Origin of the sequence: Bacillus sp. FSL K6-1560 (genome assembly GCF_038592935.1) — a bacterium.
GTDB classification, from domain to species: Bacteria; Bacillota; Bacilli; order Bacillales; family Bacillaceae; genus Bacillus; species Bacillus subtilis.
Window position 1 is genome coordinate 1,597,573 of record NZ_CP151946.1, and the last position, 20,166, is coordinate 1,617,738.

Below are 20,166 nucleotides of genomic sequence, written 5' to 3' on the forward strand. Positions count from 1 at the left end.
TTTTTTATTTAGCCGGGATAAGAAGGTGAATCAAGCGGTAAAACAAGTTTGTAAGCGGAAGAAATAAAAGAGCTGTTACTACATTAAATAAAAGGCTGAAATGAGCAATCCTTTGGGCAGGATCGGGTGATAACTGCTCTACAAAGCCGGTCGCTGCGGTCAGAAAAGGCAATACTAGAGCCACCCCTAGCACGTTAAATACCACATGCGCATACGCTGTCTGTTTCGCCGCATATCCACCGGATACAGCAGCCATGACAGCTGTAATGCATGTCCCGATATTGGATCCGAGTACGACGCTCATCGCCTGTGTCAGTCCGATAATCCCTTCATTCATAAAACTCATCAAAATGCCGATACAGACAGAACTGGAGTGAATGATGGCAGTTAACACCATGCCGATGAGCAAAGCGGACCAGTTTGAATCGTTAACATGGTATAGAACGTCGGCTCCCGTTTTCAGCTTCGTCAGCGGCCCGGCAAGGTGGCTGAATCCGCTGATGCAAAAGAAGATGATGCCCAGTCCGAGGAAGCTTGTTCCCAGCTGTTTCAAAGGATACCTGCCAGTCAGAAAAAACAATAAACCTCCTATTAAAAGAACCCAAATCAAAATATCCATTTTGATAGCAATAAATTCAGTTGTAAAGGTAGACCCAACGTTTGTTCCGAGAATCATCGGTATCGTCCGCTTAAAAGAAAGCACACCCGCACTAACAAAGCCGATGACAATGACCATAAAGGCTGAACTGCTCTGAAGTATCCCCGTAAATACAATGCTGATAAGAAACGCTTTTAATGGATGGTCTGTAAATAAAAGCAAACGATCTTCAATTTTTGAGTACGCCATAGAAATTAAGCCTTTTCGAAGCATGTTCATGCCTGTGAGAAAGAATAATATAAGAGCAGTAAAGCTAATCAGAATTAACATCCTATTCACCAACCCCTTTCTATCATTATATAGACAGGCAGTCGCACTCATGACGGAAAAGTGAACTCACTTAGTTGACCTGACTGATGGCTTATATTATAATGTCAAAGTACATGTTTATATGTGTAACTTAAAGGTAGTCGATTGGTGTATTCGGAGGGAGGGAAAGAGAATGTCAAAAACGGTCGTTAGAAAAAACGAATCGCTTGAAGATGCTCTTCGTCGCTTCAAACGCAGTGTATCAAAGACAGGTACTTTGCAAGAAGCAAGAAAGCGTGAATTTTATGAAAAACCTAGCGTAAAGCGCAAGAAAAAGTCTGAAGCTGCTAGAAAACGCAAATTCTAAAAGAGGGTGGATTTATGAGTCTTCTTGAGCGTCTCAACCAGGATATGAAGCTGTATATGAAAAACCGTGAGAAAGACAAACTGACTGTCGTTCGAATGGTTAAGGCTTCACTTCAAAATGAAGCAATTAAGCTTAAGAAAGACAGTTTGACCGAGGATGAGGAACTCACTGTCCTTTCTCGTGAACTTAAGCAACGTAAAGACTCCCTCCAGGAATTTTCAAACGCTAATCGTTTAGATTTAGTAGATAAAGTTCAAAAAGAGCTGGACATTTTAGAAGTTTATTTACCTGAGCAGCTGTCAGAAGAAGAGCTGCGTACAATCGTAAATGAAACCATCGCGGAGGTCGGTGCGAGCTCAAAAGCGGACATGGGCAAAGTGATGGGGGCAATTATGCCTAAAGTAAAAGGTAAAGCTGACGGAAGTTTAATTAATAAGCTTGTGAGCAGTCAACTGTCTTAAATGGCAAAGAAAAGGACATCTTTCTAAGAGAGATGTCTTTTTTTATACATAAAAAAATGAAACCTTTGATACATTTGTTACGTATGAAGAGAAGGCACTTATTATAAAAGGAAGGAGGGATACACCGCCCTTGCTTCAAATCAAAGGATTCCGTGCTGCTCTTTTGGGTATATTTTTGCTTTCTTTATTAGGCGTACAGCTGAACGCTAAAGCAGAAAAACAAACTGTTTATGTGATTCCGGTTGAAAAAAATGTCGAACAGGGTCTCGTCTCGTTTTTGTCCCGTTCGTTACAAGACGCAAAGGATGCACATGCAGACCATATTATTCTTGATATCAATACCCCGGGGGGATTGGTCAAATCTGCTATTGATATGGCCGATTTGATAACCGATAGCGAGATCCCCGTAACTGCATATGTCAACAAACGCGCGTTGTCTGCTGGTGCATATATTGCACTTCAAGCAGATCACATTTATATGGCGCCTGGCGGAAAAATGGGAGCCGCCGCGATTGTTGATGGCCAAGGCAATGCCGCTGACCAAAAAGCTCAATCACTTTGGCTGGCAGAGATGGAAGATGCCGCAGTGAAAAATAACCGCGATCCAAAATATGCGCTCGCAATGGCTGACCCAGATATAGATGCCAAGGAAGTCGGCGCGCCTAAGGGAGATCTGCTGACACTTAACGCAGACAAGGCAACTGAGGTAGGCTATTCAGAAGGCACTGCTGACAATTTGTCCACGCTCGTAAAGAAGCTTGGGTTCGAAAAAGCGCAGATCAGCTACGCAAAGGAGAGCTTTGCGGAAAAGACAGCAAGGTGGCTGACGAATCCGGTCATTGTCCCTATTCTGCTGACAATCGCTTTTTTAGGTCTGACGGTGGAGCTTTTTTCACCGGGTGTCGGCCTCCCTGGAACGGCTGGACTCATTGCGTTATTGCTGTTCTTTTACGGGCATCTTGCAGCCGGCCTTGCCGGGTATGAGACGGTTCTCCTCTTTATAGCAGGGGTGATCCTCATCCTGCTTGAGATTTTTCTTCCCGGAGGAATCATTGGATTACTGGGCTTGGGAGCGATTATTGCGAGCCTGTTTTTAGCCGCGGGGAGCTTCACTGTCATGGCGGTTTCTCTCTTGATCGCCTCAGCTGTTTCGATTACAGCTTTTATTTTACTGACAAGGGTGTTGGGAAAGCGTATGAAATTCTTTAAGAAATTGATATTAAATGATTCTACAAACACGGAGAGCGGCTACGTTTCAAATCAAACGCGCACGGACTTAATGGGAAAAGTGGGTATAACCTTTACACCGCTGCGTCCTTCCGGTACCGTGATTATTGATGATGAACGCCTTGACGTTGTTTCGGAGGGATCGTTTACAGAAAAAGATAAAAAAGTAAAAGTGATTAAAGTAGAAGGCTCACGCATTGTCGTGAGAGAAATTTAAATAGAAACGAGGAGAAGTTATATGGATCCGTCAACACTTATGATTCTGGCAATTGTCGCAGTAGCGATCATTGTTTTGGCAGTATTTTTTACATTTGTGCCTGTAATGCTTTGGATTTCAGCTTTGGCAGCCGGAGTGAAAATCAGCATTTTCACTCTAGTTGGGATGAGGCTTCGCCGCGTCATTCCGAATCGGGTTGTTAACCCGCTGATTAAAGCGCATAAAGCGGGACTTAATGTTGGAACAAACCAGCTTGAAAGCCATTATCTGGCTGGAGGTAATGTTGACAGAGTCGTCAACGCGCTTATCGCCGCTCAGCGAGCTAACATTGAACTCACATTCGAGCGCTGTGCTGCCATTGATCTTGCAGGCCGGGACGTGTTGGAAGCTGTTCAAATGAGCGTTAATCCTAAGGTGATTGAAACACCGTTCATAGCCGGTGTCGCAATGGACGGGATTGAAGTCAAAGCGAAAGCGAGAATCACAGTAAGAGCGAATATCGAGCGCCTCGTTGGGGGAGCAGGGGAAGAAACCATTGTAGCTCGTGTAGGTGAGGGGATCGTTTCTACAATCGGTTCATCTGATAATCATAAAAAAGTGCTTGAAAACCCTGACATGATTTCTCAGACAGTCCTTGGAAAAGGATTGGACTCAGGAACTGCGTTTGAAATTCTCTCAATTGATATTGCAGATGTAGATATCGGCAAAAACATCGGTGCAATTTTACAAACCGATCAGGCCGAGGCTGATAAAAACATCGCGCAGGCAAAAGCGGAAGAACGACGTGCGATGGCTGTCGCTCAAGAACAGGAAATGCGTGCCCGCGTAGAAGAAATGCGCGCGAAAGTGGTAGAAGCCGAGGCGGAAGTGCCGCTTGCGATGGCAGAAGCTTTGCGTGAAGGGAATATTGGCGTCATGGATTACATGAATATCAAGAACATCGATGCTGACACAGAAATGCGTGATTCATTCGGCAAGCTGACGAAAGACCCTTCGGATGAAGACCGCAAATCATAATCTCTCTAAGAAGGGAGAACGCTGATGGAAGATTTACTGACCAATCCGCTTATTATTGCAGCGATCATCGGAATCATTTCTGCGATTTTCGGCAAAAAGAGCAAAGAAGAAAAGCAAAACAGCCAAAAAAGAAAAAAACCTCAACACGTGCAATCTGCTTCTCCTCAAAAGAAGCAGTCAAAAGAAGATGCCCCTGCACCTATCCCTAACCGTATGGAACAGGCAAGACGGGAAGCGGAAGAAAGACGCAGGGAAACAGCAAGAAACCTGAAAGGGCTGGAACGAGATCTTGCTGCTGCCAAACAAAAAACAGTATACACAAAACAAAAAATGCTTCAGGTGAATAAGGACACCGTCGTACAGGGGATCGTTCTAGGAGAGGTGTTCGGGCCTCCACGGGCGAAAAAACCTCACCGTACGATGCGCTCAGCCCGTAAAAATTAAAGTGTTAGAACCTCCTTTCAAATCATACATATGAGATGAAAGGGGGTTCTTTTTGTATGGGGCAAAGAAAGAATCGTATGAAAGCTTGGCTGACAAGAGCATTGGAAATTCCCCCGGACGTTATGATGGATCTGCCGAGGATTACAATGGTTGGCAGACTTCATATCTACATAGAAAACCACAGAGGCCTTTTGCTTTTCAGTGAGAATGAAGTGAGGCTGATGCTGAAGCAGGGCCAGTGCATCATATCTGGTAAAAATTTTGTCATCAAGGCGATTCTTCCGGAAGAGATACTTTTGGAGGGTACGATTGATGTCGTTCGATATGTTGAGTCATAAAGCCGAGGGGGAAATGTTGTGAAAAATAAATGGCTGTCTTTTTTTTCGGGTAAGGTCCAGCTTGAATTGACGGGAAGAGGGATTGAGCGGCTCCTTAATGAATGCACAAGACAGGGGATTCCGGTCTTTCATGTCAAAAAAAAGAAAGAAGCCGTATCGTTATATATACAGCTTCAGGATGTACATGCCTTTCGGCGGGTGAGAAGTAAATTTAAATGTAAAGCCCGATTTATCAATCGGAAGGGATTTCCCTTCCTGTTGCTGAAATCAAAGCTGAATATAGGGTTTACGATCGGTTTTGCGATTTTTTTCATCCTTTTGTTTTTGCTGTCCAATATGGTGTGGAAAATTGATGTGACAGGCGCTAAGCCTGAAACAGAACATCAAATGAGGCAGCATCTTAATGAAATCGGCGTCAAAAAGGGCCGTCTGCAGTTTTTAATGATGTCGCCCGAAAAAATACAGAAATCATTAACCAATGGAATAGACAATATTACTTGGGTCGGAGTTGATCTGAAGGGGACGACCATTCACATGAAAGTTGTGGAGAAAAATGAGCCCGAAAAAGAAAAGTATGTTAGCCCGCGCAATATTGTCGCCAAAAAGAAAGCAACCATTACGAGAATGTTTGTGCAAAAAGGACAGCCCATGGCCGCCATACACGATCATGTTGAAAAGGGGCAGCTGCTTGTTTCGGGACTGATCGGCAGCGAAGACCATCAGCAGGAAGTCGCCTCAAAAGCAGAAATTTACGGAGAAACCTGGTATAGATCAGAAGTGACAGTCCCGCTTGAAACATTATTTAACGTCTATACGGGCAAAGTAAGGACAAAGCACAAGCTTTCTTTTGGTTCTTTGGCAATCCCGATCTGGGGGATGACGTTTAAAAAAGAGGAATTGAAGCATCCAAAAACAGAACAAGAAAAGCATTCGCTTCATTTTCTCGGATTTAAGCTCCCTGTATCCTATGTCAAAGAGCAAACGAGAGAAAGTGAAGAGGCTTTGCGAAAATATACGAAAGAAGAAGCAGTTCAAGAAGGCATTAAATTGGGTAAACAGGATGTAGAGGATAAAATAGGCGAAAACGGCGAGGTGAAAAGTGAAAAAGTTTTGCACCAGACTGTTGAGAATGGTAAAGTAAAGTTGATTATTCTCTACCAAGTTATAGAAGATATCGTTCAAACCACACCTATTGTCAGGGAGACTGAAGAATGACAGAACATTTACTTGCGATGAATCAAAAACTGAAAAACCCGGACGAGGCGCTTTCACTCTTCGGGAACCAAGATTCTTTTTTGAAATTGATGGAGAAAGATCTGAATGTAAATATCATTACGCGCGGCGAGACGATTTATGTTTCAGGCGATGATGAATCGTTTCAGATTGCAGACAGGCTGCTGGGATCGCTCCTCGCTTTAATTCGCAAGGGGATAGAGATCTCTGAACGTGATGTGATTTACGCCATCAAAATGGCAAAGAAGAATGAACTTGAATACTTTGAAAGCATGTATGAAGAAGAAATTACAAAAAACGCAAAAGGCAAATCAATCCGTGTAAAAACAATGGGACAGCGGGAATACGTGGCCGCTATGAAGCGGAATGACCTTGTATTCGGCATTGGTCCGGCGGGAACCGGGAAAACGTACCTGGCTGTCGTAAAAGCAGTCCATGCTTTAAAAAACGGACATATCAAAAAAATCATTTTAACAAGACCTGCCGTGGAAGCCGGTGAAAGCCTCGGTTTTCTCCCAGGTGACCTAAAAGAAAAAGTAGATCCTTATTTGCGCCCGCTGTATGACGCTCTCCATGATGTGCTTGGGGCAGATCATACAGAACGTCTGATGGAAAGAGGCATCATTGAAATTGCTCCGCTCGCATATATGAGGGGACGGACGCTCGATGATGCTTATGTTATACTTGATGAAGCACAGAATACCACGCCTGCTCAAATGAAAATGTTTTTGACGAGACTGGGTTTTGGCTCTAAAATGATCATTACAGGTGACGTTAGCCAAATTGATCTGCCGAAAGGCGTCAAATCGGGACTTGCAGTAGCGAAGGAGATGCTAAAAGGAATAGACGGCATTTCTATGATTGAGCTGGACCAGACAGACGTGGTCAGACATCCGCTTGTTGCGAAAATTATTGAAGCATACGATAAGCAAAATTAATGCTGAATGACCCGATCGCGCGTTATCGGGTCATTTTTATGATTGCTTATGGGCTTGATGTTTCAAGAGGAGGTTCTTGTGTTGAAAAAGAAGGCTAAGACCAAAAGCAGCTCGAAAAAATGGAGCAGTTTTAAAAATGCGCGCTCCATGCATGTACTGCTGTATCTTCTGCTGGCTGCCATTATGTTTGCTTTGCTCTTTGTACATGTTAAGCCGGAAACACTTGATTTAGACCTGTTTTCAGTCAGCGACAAGACCATTTACGCTCCGGCAACCGTGGAAGATCAAAAAGCCACAGAGGAAAAAAAGCAAGCCGCTGAAGACGCGGTTGAAGATCAATATACATTAAAAAAAGAATACACAGATAATCGGATAGACCTAGTGTCATCAATATTCGACAGTATTAGTGAAGTGAAAAAATCATCGGAAGAAGGCAGCAAATCACCATCGGAAAAATCAATGGTCAAATCCGTAAAGGATAAATTGACGTCAGATGTGAATGATTCCATATCCGAGGATTCCATCAAGACATTGCTGAAAGCAGACAGTGAAGACTTTTCTTTTGTCAGAGATACGGTCATTACCGCAGTAAATACGGTCATGAGCAGTGAAATCCCTTCGGATAAACTATCTGATGCAAAGGATAAGGTAGAAAAAGAGCTAAAGAGCAATTCTATTCCGTCTAAATACTTGGGAGCCGCGACAGAAATCGGGCGTTTTGCTATTATTCCGAATTACGTCTTCGATCCGAAAGCAACAGAGGCAAAACGGCAGGAAGCCTCAGATAATGTCCAGCAGGTTCAAATCAAACAGGGACAAGTGCTCGTGGAAGAAAATGACCTCATTGATCGGGAAGTGTACAGGAAACTTGAGCTGACCGGGTTATTAAATAACTCAAATCTCTTTAAACCGATCAGCGGGCTATTGATTATGATCGGACTTTTCATTGCAACACTTGTATATTATTTTGAAAAACAGAAACAAAATCTGAAGTTTAAAAATCAATCCATTCTGTTATTCTCGATTATCACAACACTTTTGCTTGTGATCATGGAGGTTGTCAGTTTGTTTCAGAAGATGGAGTATAATAATATCGGCTATCTGGTCCCCATTGCGGCCGGCGCCATCTTAATCAAACTGCTGATGAATGAACGCATTGCCATTTTGGGAAGTATCATTCTTGCGATTTGCGGAAGTATGATGTTTAATCAGGGTGTGACAGGAACATTCAATTATGTCATAGGGATTTATTATTTGATCAGCGGCATTTCAGGTGTATTATTTTTAGGAAAACACAATGCGAGATCAAAGATTTTGCAGACCGGACTTTTCGTGGCGTTTATTAATATGGTTGTCGTTTTATCCTTATTATTGATCCAGAACACTGCGTTGTCGGGTCTTGAAATCGGCACGTTAATGCTCATGGGGGTTGTGTCGGGGTTTGCTTCATCTGTATTGATCATCGGCCTGATGCCGTTTTTTGAGACGGGCTTTGGCATTTTATCCACCATGAGGCTGCTTGAGCTGTCTAATCCTAACCATCCGCTATTGCGCAAAATACTGACAGAAACACCAGGTACATATCATCACAGTGTAATGGTTGCCAATTTATCAGAGGCAGCCTGTGAAGCGGTTGGGGCTAATGGTTTGCTTGCAAGAGTCGGCGCATATTATCATGATCTCGGAAAAACAAAGCGCCCGCAATATTTTATTGAAAACCAAATGAATATTGACAATCCGCATGACAAGCTGTCACCTCAGTTGAGTAAAAATATTATTATCTCGCATACGACAGACGGTGCGAATATGCTGAGAAGCTATAAATTTCCGAAAGAGCTTGTCGATATTGCTGAGCAGCATCATGGAACCTCGCTTTTAAAGTTTTTTTACTATAAAGCGAAGGAAAAAGGCGACCAGATTACAGAGGAAGAGTTCCGTTATCCGGGGCCGAAGCCGCAGTCAAAGGAAGCCGCAATTATATCAGTGGCCGACAGTGTTGAGGCGGCCGTCAGATCTATGCATAATCCAAATCCTGAACGAATTGAAAAGCTTGTCCGGGGTATTATATCCGATAAGCTTCAGGACGGACAGTTCAGCGAATGCGATTTGACATTTAAAGAGCTGGATACAATCGCAAAAACGCTCTGTGCAACATTAAAAGGAATTTTCCACTCCCGGATTGAATATCCGGAGGCTACTAAGAAGGTGAAATAGATGAGTTTACTGATTGATATCGTTGATGAAACGGGAAGCGTCTCAGAAGAGATGCTCAAAGAAGTAGAAAATCTGCTTCAATTTGCTGCTGAGCGTGAAGGCGTTCAAGATCAGGCTGAAGTTTCTGTCACGATTGTTTCCAATGATGACATACATCAGATTAACAAAGAATACCGGGGAAAGGATGCTCCGACAGATGTCATCTCATTTGCTCTTGAAGAAGAGGGAGAAGGCGAGATCGAAATCGTGGGCGCCGAAATGCCTCCGGTTTTAGGTGATATTATCATCAGTGCCGATCGCACAAGAGAGCAGGCAGAGGAGTATAATCATTCTTTTAAAAGAGAGCTCGGATTTCTAGCTGTACACGGATTTCTGCACCTTTTAGGATATGACCATATGACGAAAGAGGAAGAAGAGGAGATGTTTACTAAGCAAAAGGAATTGCTGGACGCTTATGGACTCAAAAGATCATAGAAATGAGCTGAAGCGGTTCTTCAAAAGCTTCGTGCATGCAGGCCGGGGCATCTGGGAAACAGCGCGGACGGAGCGGAATTTCCAATTTCATGCCGCAGCCGCCTGCGCTGTTCTCATTTGCGGCTTCCTTGTAGAGCTCAGCATGATTGAATGGATGATTATATTCCTTTTGATAGGCGGTATGTTTTCGCTTGAGCTTTTAAATACAGCCATTGAACATACGGTTGATTTAATAACTGACAAACATCACCCTCTTGCTAAAGCGGCCAAGGACGCTGCCGCCGGGGCTGTTTGCGTTTTTGCCGTGATTTCGTGTATCATTGGTTTACTTATTTTTTTGCCAAAGCTGTAATGGCTGAAAATTCTTACATTTATTTTACATTTTTAGAAATGGGCGTGAAAAAAAGCGCGCGATTATGTAAAATATAAAGTGATAGCGGTACCATTATAGGTAAGAGAGGAATGTACACATGAACAGACAAGAATTAATAACAGAAGCTTTAAAAGCGCGTGATATGGCATATGCGCCGTATTCCAAATTCCAAGTAGGAGCCGCTCTTCTTACCAAGGATGGAAAAGTGTACAGAGGCTGCAACATTGAGAACGCGGCATACAGCATGTGCAATTGCGCCGAGCGTACCGCTTTATTTAAAGCTGTTTCTGAAGGGGATACAGAGTTTCAGATGCTGGCCGTTGCGGCTGACACCCCTGGACCAGTATCTCCGTGCGGAGCCTGCCGCCAGGTGATTTCTGAGCTTTGCACAAAAGACGTTATTGTCGTACTGACTAATTTACAAGGACAAATAAAAGAAATGACTGTGGAAGAATTATTGCCAGGCGCATTTTCATCGGAGGATTTACATGACGAACGAAAGCTTTAAATCAGGATTTGTATCCATTATTGGAAGACCAAACGTAGGAAAATCTACATTTTTGAACAGAGTCATTGGACAAAAAATCGCGATCATGAGCGATAAGCCCCAAACGACGAGAAACAAGGTGCAAGGAGTACTGACGACAGGCACATCACAAACCATTTTTATTGACACACCAGGGATTCATAAACCTAAGCATAAGCTTGGGGACTTTATGATGAAAGTGGCGCAAAATACATTAAAAGAAGTCGATTTGATCTTGTTTATGATCAATGCTGAGGAAGGCTACGGGAAGGGCGACGAATTCATCATTGAGAAATTGCAGACGATGTCTACGCCTGTATTCTTAATCGTAAACAAAATCGATAAAATTCATCCCGACCAATTGCTTCTGCTAATTGACGAATACCGCAAACGTTATCCTTTTAAGGAAATTGTTCCGATTTCTGCTTTAGAAGGAAATAACATCGAAACCTTGCTCGCTCAGATTGAAGCGTATTTGCCGGAAGGGCCGCAATTCTATCCGAGTGATCAGGTAACTGACCACCCTGAGCGATTTATCATTTCTGAATTAATCAGGGAAAAGGTGCTGCATTTGACGAGAGAAGAAATCCCGCACAGCATTGCGGTAGCCATCGAATCCATCAAAGGGCAGGACAACGGTTCTGTACACGTAGCGGCAACGATTGTGGTCGAGCGGGATTCTCAGAAAGGCATCGTGATCGGTAAAAAAGGAAGCCTTCTAAAAGAGGTTGGAAAAAGAGCGAGAGCGGATATTGAAGCACTATTGGGCTCCCGTGTCTACCTTGAATTGTGGGTGAAAGTGCAGAAGGACTGGCGTAATAAAATGTCCCAGCTTCGCGATTTTGGCTTTAAAGAGGACGAATATTAATCTCTTCCCGTGTGTGTCATTATCTCACAGGAACAGGGATACATTAGCAAATTTTGTTTAACATGAAATGGAGGACATCTGGTCAAGATAAAGGTAAGAATTTGGAGTTTAGGTAAGCTAGTTTAACTACAGAAAGGTGGGTTTCTTGTGTTGAATTTTACCTGGAACGTATTTTCTCAAACAGGAAATGTTGATACGTATCTTCTTTTTAAAGAACTGGAAAAAGAGAACATGGAAAGACCCGAAGAACTAGAAGATGAGCTAGCCCGATTTGATTATCCAATTTTATAAACCTCTTGGCCGCTCCTGCTTGAGGAAGGTGCGGAAATGCTGACAAAATGTGAAGGAATCGTTCTTCGCACAAATGATTACGGAGAGACGAATAAAATCGTAACATTACTGACAAGAGAACACGGAAAAATAGGTGTTATGGCACGAGGCGCCAAAAAACCGAACAGCCGTTTATCAGCAGTCAGCCAGCCCTTTTTGTATGGTGCTTTCTTAATGCAAAAAACATCGGGCCTCGGAACGCTTCAGCAGGGGGAAATGATCCTCAGCATGAGAGGCATCAGGGAAGATTTGTTTTTAACAGCATATGCTGCCTATATTGCTGAGTTAGTCGACAGAGGCACAGAAGAAAAAAAGGCAAATCCTTATTTATTTGAATTCATATTAGAATCATTAAAACAGCTGAATGAAGGAACAGATCCGGATGTTATCACCTTCATTGTTCAAATGAAGATGCTCGGTGTCATGGGCCTGTATCCTGAGCTAAATCATTGTGTTCATTGTAAAAGCCAAGACGGAACCTTTCATTTCTCTGTTCGTGATAATGGTTTTATATGCCACCGCTGTTTTGAAAAAGATCCTTACAGGATACCGATTAAACCGCAAACGGCAAGGCTGTTAAGACTCTTTTACTATTTTGATCTGTCGAGGCTCGGCAATGTGTCCTTAAAAGAGGAAACAAAAGCTGAATTAAAGCAAGTGATTGATTTATATTACGAAGAATATTCGGGATTGTATTTAAAATCAAAGCGCTTTTTAGATCAAATGGAAAGCATGAAACATCTTATGGGTGAAAACAAAAGTTGACATTTGGTCCATCTTTTTATATGATCATTTATTATAAAATATGTTGCAGTGAGAGAAAGAAGTACTTGCGTTTACCTCATGAAAGCGACCTTAGGGCGGTGTAAGCTAAGGATGAGCACGCAACGAAAGGCATTCTTGAGCAATTTTAAAAAAAGAGGCTGGGATTTTGTTCTCAGCAACTAGGGTGGAACCGCGGGAGAACTCTCGTCCCTATGTTTGCGGCTGGCAAGCATAGAGACGGGAGTTTTTTGGTTGCTGCCGCAGTAACTTATGAAAGAAAAGTGGAGGTGCTTGAAATGAATATTCAAGACATGATTCTAACCTTGCAAAAGCATTGGTCCAGTCAGGGCTGTGTGCTTATGCAGGCTTACGATGTAGAAAAAGGAGCCGGCACGATGAGCCCGTATACATTTTTGCGCAGTATCGGTCCTGAGCCGTGGAAAGTGGCTTATGTAGAGCCTTCCAGACGTCCGGCAGACGGCCGCTACGGGGAGAACCCGAACAGACTGTATCAGCATCATCAGTTCCAGGTCATTATTAAACCGTCACCTGATAACATTCAAGAGCTGTATTTGGATTCCCTGCGTGCTCTTGGAATTGATCCGCTTGAGCACGATATTCGCTTTGTTGAAGACAACTGGGAGAATCCGTCTTTAGGCTGCGCGGGTCTAGGTTGGGAAGTTTGGCTTGACGGAATGGAAATAACACAATTTACGTATTTCCAGCAGGTCGGGGGATTAGAGTGTAAACCCGTTTCTGTAGAGATTACGTATGGAATTGAGCGTCTCGCGTCTTATATCCAGGATAAAGAAAACGTGTTTGACTTGGAATGGACGTCAGGGTTTACAGTAAAAGATTTATTCATGATGGCTGAATATGAGCATTCTGTTTATACGTTTGAAACATCAGACGTCGATATGCTGTTCCAATTGTTCAGCACATATGAAAAAGAAGCGATCAAGCAAATGGACAACGGACTTGTTCATCCAGCATATGACTATGTGCTGAAATGCTCGCACACTTTCAACCTGCTTGATGCCAAAGGTGCGATCTCTGTTACCGAGCGGACGGGCTATATCGCAAGAGTGCGGAATTTAGCTAGAAAAGTAGCAAAAACCTACTATGAGGAACGAGAAAAACTAGGGTTCCCAATGCTTAAAGGGGAGGGTTCTTCTCATGAGTAAACAGGATTTACTTTTAGAGATCGGATTAGAGGAAATGCCGGCGCGCTTTTTGAATGAAAGCATGGTTCAGCTTGGCGACAAGCTGACAGGCTGGCTTAAAGAAAAAAATATTACTCACGGTGAAGTGAAACTCTTCAATACACCGAGACGTCTTGCTGTGTTCGTTAAGGATGTCGCAGAAAAGCAGGATGATATAAAAGAAGAAGCAAAAGGGCCTGCGAAAAAAATTGCCCTTGATGCGGACGGGAACTGGACAAAAGCGGCAATCGGCTTTTCAAAAGGCCAAGGCGCGAATGTGGAAGACCTGTACATTAAAGAAGTAAAAGGCATAGAGTATGTATTCGTGCAAAAATTCCAAGCCGGCCAAGAAACGAAGTCGCTTCTGCCGGAACTGAGCGGTTTAATTACAAGCTTGCATTTCCCGAAAAACATGCGCTGGGGAAATGAAGATTTGCGTTATATCCGACCGATCAAATGGATTGTCGCATTATTTGGACAGGATGTCATTCCATTTTCGATCACAAACGTTGAGTCTGGGCGGACAACACAGGGACATCGTTTCCTCGGACATGAAGTGTCAATTGAATCACCTTCAGCTTATGAAGAGCAGCTCAAAGGACAGCATGTTATTGCTGATCCTAGCGTCCGAAAGCAAATGATTCAATCTCAGCTGGAAGCAATGGCTGCTGAAAACAATTGGAGCATTCCAGTTGACGAAGACCTTCTTGATGAAGTGAATCATTTGGTAGAATACCCGACAGCTCTTTACGGTTCATTTGAATCCGAGTTTCTGTCAATTCCTGAAGAAGTGCTTGTCACGACAATGAAAGAGCATCAGCGCTACTTCCCTGTCAAAGACAAAAACGGTGACCTGCTGCCTCACTTTATCACAGTCCGAAACGGCAACAGCCACGCGATTGAAAATGTGGCCCGAGGCAATGAAAAAGTGCTGCGCGCACGTTTATCTGATGCTTCATTCTTCTACAAAGAAGATCAGAAACTAAACATTGATGCAAATGTGAAGAAGCTTGAAAATATCGTTTTCCATGAAGAGCTTGGTTCTCTTGCTGATAAGGTTAGAAGAGTCACATCAATCGCAGAGAAACTTGCCGTTCGTCTTCAGGCTGATGAAGATACATTAAAACATGTGAAGCGGGCTGCTGAAATTTCTAAATTCGACCTTGTGACGCATATGATATATGAATTCCCTGAACTTCAAGGAATTATGGGCGAAAAGTATGCGAGAATGCTTGGCGAAGATGAAGCTGTGGCGGCGGCAGTTAATGAACATTATATGCCTAGATCAGCGGGCGGAGAAACGCCTTCTACTTTCACCGGAGCTGTTGTAGCAATGGCGGATAAGCTTGACACAATCGCTTCATTCTTCTCTATCGGCGTAATTCCGACCGGTTCCCAGGACCCTTACGGACTGCGCCGCCAAGCAAGCGGTATTGTTGCGATTCTTCTTGACCGCAACTGGGGAATTTCATTTGAAGAGCTGCTTACTTTCGTTCAAACCAATAAAGAAAATGAACTGCTGGATTTCTTCACTCAGCGCTTGAAATATGTCTTGAATGCTGAACAAATCAGACATGATGTCATTGACGCCGTGCTGGAAAGCTCTGAGCTTGAGCCGTACTCTGCGCTGCATAAAGCACAAGTACTGGAGCAAAAGCTTGGTGCACCTGGCTTTAAGGAAACAGCCGAAGCGTTAGGCCGAGTGATCTCTATCAGCAAAAAAGGAGTCTCCGGAGACATTCAGCCTGATCTGTTTGAAAATGAATACGAAGCAAAACTGTTTGATGCCTACCAAACAGCGAAGCAAAATCTGCAGGAAAACTTCAGCAAAAAAGATTATGAGGCGGCGCTTGCTTCACTTGCAGCCTTAAAAGAACCGATCGATGCTTACTTCGATCATACAATGGTTATAGCGGATAATGAGTCATTAAAGGCAAATCGTTTAGCGCAAATGGTAAGCTTGGCGGATGAGATCAAGTCCTTTGCGAATATGAATGCCCTTATTGTAAAATAAAGAGAGAAAAGGCGGTTGCTGTGTGATCGGTAATCGTCTTTTCCCCATTTATAAGTTTTTTTGTTTGATTACAAGATATTTACGTTATAATATGGATTATTATTTCTTTACATAGCTATGAAGTGAAAAGGTGGTGAGTACGATCGAACTAAATAAACGGCAAGAACATATTTTGCAGATTGTGAAAGAAAACGGGCCGATTACAGGGGAGCATATTGCAGAAAAGCTGAACCTAACCAGGGCGACATTGCGCCCGGATTTAGCCATACTCACCATGTCAGGATTCCTCGAGGCGCGCCCGAGAGTCGGTTATTTCTATACGGGAAAAACCGGCACGCAGCTTTTGGCGGATAAACTCAAAAAGCTTCAGGTGAAAGACTTTCAATCTATCCCCGTAGTGATTCACGAAAACGTTTCTGTGTACGATGCGATTTGCACCATGTTTTTAGAAGATGTAGGTACTCTGTTTGTGGTGGACCGCGATGCTGTTTTAGTCGGGGTGCTTTCACGAAAAGACTTGCTCAGAGCGAGCATTGGCCAGCAGGAGCTTACATCGGTCCCTGTTCACATCATCATGACAAGGATGCCGAACATTACGGTGTGCAGACGCGAGGATTATGTGATGGACATTGCAAAGCACTTAATAGAAAAACAAATTGATGCACTGCCTGTCATCAAAGACACCGATAAAGGCTTTGAAGTGATCGGCAGAGTGACAAAAACAAATATGACCAAAATACTTGTCAGTTTATCTGAAAATGAAATCCTATAAGATTGCAAACTAACGGGGGGATAATATGAATAACCGCATCATCTATGTTGTATCGGATTCCGTCGGTGAAACGGCTGAATTGGTAGTAAAAGCAGCACTCAGCCAATTTAACGGATCGGCGGATGATACTCATGTAAGAAGAATTCCTTATGTTGAAGATATAGGCACTATCAATGAAGTGATTTCACTTGCAAAGGCAGACGGCGGCATTATCTGTTTTACACTCGTGGTGCCGGAAATCAGAGAATATTTGATAGCCGAAGCGGAAAAAGCAAATGTTTTATATTATGATATTATCGGCCCGTTGATTGATAAAATGGAAACAGCCTACGGTTTAACAGCGAAATACGAACCGGGGCGGGTGCGCCAGCTTGATGAAGATTATTTCAAAAAAGTGGAGGCCATCGAGTTTGCAGTTAAATACGATGATGGACGTGATCCAAGAGGAATTTTAAAAGCTGATATCGTTTTGATCGGCGTGTCAAGAACGTCTAAAACACCGCTGTCTCAATATCTCGCACACAAACGCCTGAAGGTTGCCAATGTTCCGATTGTACCGGAGGTTGATCCGCCGGAAGAACTCTTTAACGTTGATCCGAAAAAATGCATCGGTTTAAAGATTAGCCCTGATAAACTGAATCATATCAGAAAAGAACGTTTAAAATCACTCGGGCTTAATGATAAAGCGATTTATGCAAATATCAACAGAATCAAAGAGGAACTCGAGTATTTCGAAAAGATTGTGGATCGGATCGGCTGCCAGGTTGTTGATGTTTCAAATAAAGCGGTTGAGGAAACAGCAAATATTATCCATCATCTCAAAACAAAAAACATATAACTCAGGACGCTCTATCCTGGGTTTTTGGCTGTGCCAAAAGGGAATAATGAAAAACAATAGCATCTTTGTGAAGTTTGTATTATAATAAAAAATTGTGATAAAATGATTAATTTTAGGTTTAAGGATCGTGTGATACGAATAAACTATTATGGGTAAGATGTCAAGAATTTCTCCCGGAAATTTTTCGACAAATTCATATACATCCACAATAATAAAGGATGTGCGATTTTGCTTGCTTTTATGCAGGAGTTTAATGGAGGGATGGAGAATTACTCTTCTTAATGAACAAGAAAAGACGATTTTTGTCGATGCTGATGCTTGTCCGGTAAAAGATGAAATTTTACAAACAGCATCCGAGTATGAAGTTCAAGTTCTTTTTGTCGCTTCATTTGAACATTATCAGCTTTCCAGAAGCAATGAAGAAAAATGGAAGTATGTTGATCCTCATAAAGAAGCTGCTGATTTATATATCGCAAATCACGTGAAACCGGGAGATATTGTTGTGACGCAGGACATCGGATTAGCATCTCTGCTGTTGAACAGAAATGTCTCCGTTATGTCGGAAAGAGGTCGTCTTTACAAAGAAGACACGATTGATTTTGCTCTAGAGGGCCGTCATTTTTCCGGCAAACAAAGAAGAAAAGGCGTATATGCCAAAGGGCCTAAAAAATTGAATAAAGAAGATCGAGATCGATTTATTACACTGCTGCAAAAAATCCTGTCGAACGATGAAGGGATTTTGCTCTAAAGCATCGAATAATGTACGACGGAGTGTTATAAGATGGGAAATCGGATACCAGATGAAATTGTGGATCAGGTGCAAAAGTCGGCAGATATCGTTGAAGTCATAGGTGATTATGTTCAATTAAAGAAGCAAGGCCGAAACTACTTTGGACTCTGTCCTTTTCATGGAGAAAGCACACCTTCGTTTTCCGTATCGCCCGACAAACAGATTTTTCATTGCTTTGGCTGCGGAGCGGGCGGCAATGTTTTCTCTTTTTTAAGGCAGATGGAAGGCTACTCATTTGCCGAGTCGGTTTCTCACCTTGCTGACAAATACCAAATTGATTTTCCAGATGATATAACAGTCCATTCCGGAGCCCGGCCAGAGTCTTCTGGAGAACAAAAAATGGCTGAGGCACATGAGCTCCTGAAGAAATTTTACCATCATTTGTTAATAAATACAAAAGAAGGTCAAGAGGCACTGGATTATCTGCTTTCTAGGGGCTTTACGAAAGAGCTGATTGATGAATTTCAGATTGGCTATGCTCTTGATTCTTGGGACTTTATCACGAAATTCCTTGTAAAGAGGGGATTTAGTGAGGCACAAATGGAAAAAGCGGGTCTCCTGATCAGACGCGAAGACGGAAGCGGATATTTCGACCGCTTCAGAAACCGTGTCATGTTTCCGATCCATGATCATCACGGGGCTGTTGTTGCTTTCTCGGGCAGGGCTCTTGGCAGCCAGCAGCCTAAGTATATGAACAGTCCTGAAACCCCGCTCTTTCATAAAAGCAAACTGCTTTACAATTTTTATAAGGCCCGCCTTCATATCAGAAAGCAGGAAAGAGCAGTCTTATTTGAAGGGTTTGCTGATGTCATATCGGCTGTAAGCTCGGGTGTAAAAGAAAGCATAGCCACGATGGGAACGTCTCTTACAGATGATCATGTCAAGATCCTGAGAAGAAACGTCGAAGAAATCATTCTTTGCTATGACTCTGATAAAGCCGGTTATGAAGCCACCTTAAAAGCTTCGGAGCTTCTGCAAAAAAAAGGCTGCAAAGTCAGAGTTGCAATGATTCCTGACGGATTGGACCCTGATGATTACATCAAAAAATTCGGCGGGGAAAAATTTAAAAACGACATTATTGACGCCAGTGTCACCGTAATGGCGTTCAAAATGCAATATTTCCGAAAAGGAAAGAACCTGTCCGATGAAGGCGACCGCCTGGCTTACATTAAAGACGTACTGAAAGAAATCAGCACGCTTTCAGGGTCTCTAGAGCAGGAAGTCTATGTAAAGCAGCTTGCTTCAGAGTTTTCGCTTTCACAGGAGTCTTTAACTGAGCAGCTGTCTGTTTTCAGCAAGCAAAACAAACCTGCTGACAATAGCGGTGAAACAAAAACGCGGCGAGCGCATCTGACGACAAAAGCAAGGCAAAAACGTTTGCGTCCGGCGTATGAAAATGCAGAAAGGCTGTTACTCGCTCACATGCTTCGAGATCGGAGCGTCATCAAAAAAGTGATTGACCGGGTAGGGTTTCAATTTAATATTGATGAGCACCGGGCATTAGCCGCCTATCTTTATGCTTTTTATGAAGAGGGAGCCGAGCTGACGCCTCAGCATCTGATGGCCAGGGTGACGGATGATCATATAAGCCAGCTCTTGTCTGATATATTAATGCTTCAGGTTAATCAAGAGCTTAGCGAAGCCGAGTTATCAGATTATGTAAAAAAAGTGTTGAATCAAAGAAATTGGTCAATGATAAAAGAAAAAGAGGCGGAAAGAGCCGAAGCCGAAAGGCAAAAAGATTTTTTAAGAGCTGCTTCTCTGGCTCAAGAAATCGTTACATTGAACCGATCTTTAAAATAACTGGAGAACTGATGAGGAGCATTTATTGGCAATGATTCCTTGCGGAGG

General features: G+C 42.9%; 22 protein-coding genes. 21 read left to right on the plus strand and 1 reads right to left on the minus strand.

Translation table 11 applies throughout. The features are described 5' to 3' along the window. Positions 1-4 precede the first annotated feature (4 nt). On the minus strand, positions 5-928 hold the full coding sequence (locus NYE22_RS08640) for a Na/Pi symporter (protein ID WP_014480301.1): 924 nt from the start codon (positions 926-928) through the stop codon (positions 5-7). Between the two features lie 172 nt (positions 929-1,100). Here NYE22_RS08640 and rpsU point away from each other — a divergent pair, with 172 nt between their 5' ends. The 21 genes from rpsU (at position 1,101) to dnaG (ending at position 20,118) form a co-directional block, all read left to right on the plus strand. Then, the gene (gene rpsU, locus NYE22_RS08645; RefSeq protein WP_003152957.1) at positions 1,101-1,274 is read left to right on the plus strand and encodes a 30S ribosomal protein S21; all 174 of its coding nucleotides are present in this window, start codon (positions 1,101-1,103) and stop codon (positions 1,272-1,274) included. Positions 1,275-1,288: 14 nt separating this feature from the next. Continuing rightward, on the plus strand, positions 1,289-1,735 hold the full coding sequence (locus NYE22_RS08650; protein WP_003230022.1) for a GatB/YqeY domain-containing protein: 447 nt from the start codon (positions 1,289-1,291) through the stop codon (positions 1,733-1,735). A 130-nt stretch (positions 1,736-1,865) separates the two neighbouring features. Next, positions 1,866-3,179, plus strand: coding sequence for a nodulation protein NfeD (locus tag NYE22_RS08655; RefSeq protein ID WP_014480299.1), 1,314 nt, complete (start codon positions 1,866-1,868; stop codon positions 3,177-3,179). Between the two features lie 21 nt (positions 3,180-3,200). Then, a complete protein-coding gene (floA, locus tag NYE22_RS08660; protein ID WP_003230026.1) occupies positions 3,201-4,196 on the plus strand; it encodes a flotillin-like protein FloA in 996 nt (331 codons plus the stop codon). Between the two features lie 24 nt (positions 4,197-4,220). Beyond that, positions 4,221-4,640, plus strand: coding sequence for a hypothetical protein (locus NYE22_RS08665; RefSeq protein ID WP_024573276.1), 420 nt, complete (start codon positions 4,221-4,223; stop codon positions 4,638-4,640). A gap of 56 nt (positions 4,641-4,696) precedes the next feature. Then, positions 4,697-4,978, plus strand: coding sequence for a sporulation protein YqfC (gene yqfC / locus NYE22_RS08670; protein WP_003226191.1), 282 nt, complete (start codon positions 4,697-4,699; stop codon positions 4,976-4,978). Between the two features lie 18 nt (positions 4,979-4,996). Next, a complete protein-coding gene (yqfD, locus tag NYE22_RS08675) occupies positions 4,997-6,193 on the plus strand; it encodes a sporulation protein YqfD (RefSeq protein ID WP_003230033.1) in 1,197 nt (398 codons plus the stop codon). Then, positions 6,190-7,149 carry a PhoH family protein gene (locus NYE22_RS08680; protein ID WP_014477373.1) on the plus strand — a complete coding sequence of 320 codons (960 nt, stop codon included), beginning with the start codon at positions 6,190-6,192 and terminating at the stop codon, positions 7,147-7,149. Before yqfD ends, NYE22_RS08680 begins: the two co-directional genes overlap by 4 nt. 78 nt (positions 7,150-7,227) lie before the next feature. After that, positions 7,228-9,363, plus strand: a complete 2,136-nt coding sequence (gene pgpH, locus NYE22_RS08685) for a cyclic-di-AMP phosphodiesterase PgpH (protein WP_010886570.1) — start codon at positions 7,228-7,230, stop codon at positions 9,361-9,363. Further along, complete coding sequence (gene ybeY / locus NYE22_RS08690; protein ID WP_003230039.1) at positions 9,364-9,837, plus strand: rRNA maturation RNase YbeY; 474 nt, start codon at positions 9,364-9,366, stop codon at positions 9,835-9,837. After that, entirely contained in the window at positions 9,818-10,189 is a 372-nt protein-coding gene (locus NYE22_RS08695; RefSeq protein ID WP_015384119.1) for a diacylglycerol kinase family protein, read from the plus strand. Before ybeY ends, NYE22_RS08695 begins: the two co-directional genes overlap by 20 nt. 118 nt (positions 10,190-10,307) lie before the next feature. After that, on the plus strand, positions 10,308-10,718 hold the full coding sequence (locus tag NYE22_RS08700; protein WP_003230049.1) for a cytidine deaminase: 411 nt from the start codon (positions 10,308-10,310) through the stop codon (positions 10,716-10,718). Further along, positions 10,699-11,604 carry a GTPase Era gene (gene era / locus NYE22_RS08705; RefSeq protein WP_003230051.1) on the plus strand — a complete coding sequence of 302 codons (906 nt, stop codon included), beginning with the start codon at positions 10,699-10,701 and terminating at the stop codon, positions 11,602-11,604. Before NYE22_RS08700 ends, era begins: the two co-directional genes overlap by 20 nt. 147 nt (positions 11,605-11,751) lie before the next feature. After that, entirely contained in the window at positions 11,752-11,895 is a 144-nt protein-coding gene (locus tag NYE22_RS08710; protein WP_003230053.1) for a YqzL family protein, read from the plus strand. Between the two features lie 36 nt (positions 11,896-11,931). Then, complete coding sequence (recO, locus tag NYE22_RS08715) at positions 11,932-12,699, plus strand: DNA repair protein RecO (RefSeq protein WP_342412449.1); 768 nt, start codon at positions 11,932-11,934, stop codon at positions 12,697-12,699. A 296-nt stretch (positions 12,700-12,995) separates the two neighbouring features. Then, a complete protein-coding gene (gene glyQ / locus NYE22_RS08720; RefSeq protein ID WP_003226213.1) occupies positions 12,996-13,883 on the plus strand; it encodes a glycine--tRNA ligase subunit alpha in 888 nt (295 codons plus the stop codon). After that, entirely contained in the window at positions 13,876-15,915 is a 2,040-nt protein-coding gene (gene glyS / locus NYE22_RS08725) for a glycine--tRNA ligase subunit beta (protein ID WP_342412450.1), read from the plus strand. The genes glyQ and glyS overlap by 8 nt, the downstream gene beginning before the upstream one ends. 133 nt (positions 15,916-16,048) lie before the next feature. After that, positions 16,049-16,687 (plus strand): transcriptional regulator CcpN, encoded by a 639-nt coding sequence (ccpN, locus tag NYE22_RS08730; protein ID WP_003237058.1) that lies wholly within the window; start codon positions 16,049-16,051, stop codon positions 16,685-16,687. 25 nt (positions 16,688-16,712) lie between these two features. After that, positions 16,713-17,525: a pyruvate, water dikinase regulatory protein gene (locus tag NYE22_RS08735; RefSeq protein WP_003230064.1), complete on the plus strand. Its 813-nt coding sequence runs from the start codon at positions 16,713-16,715 to the stop codon at positions 17,523-17,525. 253 nt (positions 17,526-17,778) lie between these two features. Then, on the plus strand, positions 17,779-18,273 hold the full coding sequence (locus tag NYE22_RS08740) for a YaiI/YqxD family protein (RefSeq protein WP_342412451.1): 495 nt from the start codon (positions 17,779-17,781) through the stop codon (positions 18,271-18,273). 33 nt (positions 18,274-18,306) lie between these two features. After that, positions 18,307-20,118: a DNA primase gene (gene dnaG, locus NYE22_RS08745; RefSeq protein ID WP_014480290.1), complete on the plus strand. Its 1,812-nt coding sequence runs from the start codon at positions 18,307-18,309 to the stop codon at positions 20,116-20,118. Positions 20,119-20,166 lie beyond the last annotated feature (48 nt).

Excerpts from the sequence above, each read along its gene's own strand:
- NYE22_RS08640 (WP_014480301.1), bottom strand. The coding sequence starts at position 928 with ATGTTAATTCTGATTAGCTTTACTGCTCTTATATTATTCTTTCTCACA.
- rpsU (WP_003152957.1), top strand. The coding sequence starts at position 1,101 with ATGTCAAAAACGGTCGTTAGAAAAAACGAATCGCTTGAAGATGCTCTT.
- NYE22_RS08650 (WP_003230022.1), top strand. The coding sequence starts at position 1,289 with ATGAGTCTTCTTGAGCGTCTCAACCAGGATATGAAGCTGTATATGAAA.
- floA (WP_003230026.1), top strand. The coding sequence starts at position 3,201 with ATGGATCCGTCAACACTTATGATTCTGGCAATTGTCGCAGTAGCGATC.
- NYE22_RS08665 (WP_024573276.1), top strand. The coding sequence starts at position 4,221 with ATGGAAGATTTACTGACCAATCCGCTTATTATTGCAGCGATCATCGGA.
- yqfC (WP_003226191.1), top strand. The coding sequence starts at position 4,697 with ATGGGGCAAAGAAAGAATCGTATGAAAGCTTGGCTGACAAGAGCATTG.
- NYE22_RS08680 (WP_014477373.1), top strand. The coding sequence starts at position 6,190 with ATGACAGAACATTTACTTGCGATGAATCAAAAACTGAAAAACCCGGAC.
- ybeY (WP_003230039.1), top strand. The coding sequence starts at position 9,364 with ATGAGTTTACTGATTGATATCGTTGATGAAACGGGAAGCGTCTCAGAA.
- NYE22_RS08695 (WP_015384119.1), top strand. The coding sequence starts at position 9,818 with ATGGACTCAAAAGATCATAGAAATGAGCTGAAGCGGTTCTTCAAAAGC.
- NYE22_RS08700 (WP_003230049.1), top strand. The coding sequence starts at position 10,308 with ATGAACAGACAAGAATTAATAACAGAAGCTTTAAAAGCGCGTGATATG.
- era (WP_003230051.1), top strand. The coding sequence starts at position 10,699 with ATGACGAACGAAAGCTTTAAATCAGGATTTGTATCCATTATTGGAAGA.
- recO (WP_342412449.1), top strand. The coding sequence starts at position 11,932 with ATGCTGACAAAATGTGAAGGAATCGTTCTTCGCACAAATGATTACGGA.
- glyQ (WP_003226213.1), top strand. The coding sequence starts at position 12,996 with ATGAATATTCAAGACATGATTCTAACCTTGCAAAAGCATTGGTCCAGT.
- glyS (WP_342412450.1), top strand. The coding sequence starts at position 13,876 with ATGAGTAAACAGGATTTACTTTTAGAGATCGGATTAGAGGAAATGCCG.
- NYE22_RS08735 (WP_003230064.1), top strand. The coding sequence starts at position 16,713 with ATGAATAACCGCATCATCTATGTTGTATCGGATTCCGTCGGTGAAACG.
- NYE22_RS08740 (WP_342412451.1), top strand. The coding sequence starts at position 17,779 with ATGGAGGGATGGAGAATTACTCTTCTTAATGAACAAGAAAAGACGATT.
- dnaG (WP_014480290.1), top strand. The coding sequence starts at position 18,307 with ATGGGAAATCGGATACCAGATGAAATTGTGGATCAGGTGCAAAAGTCG.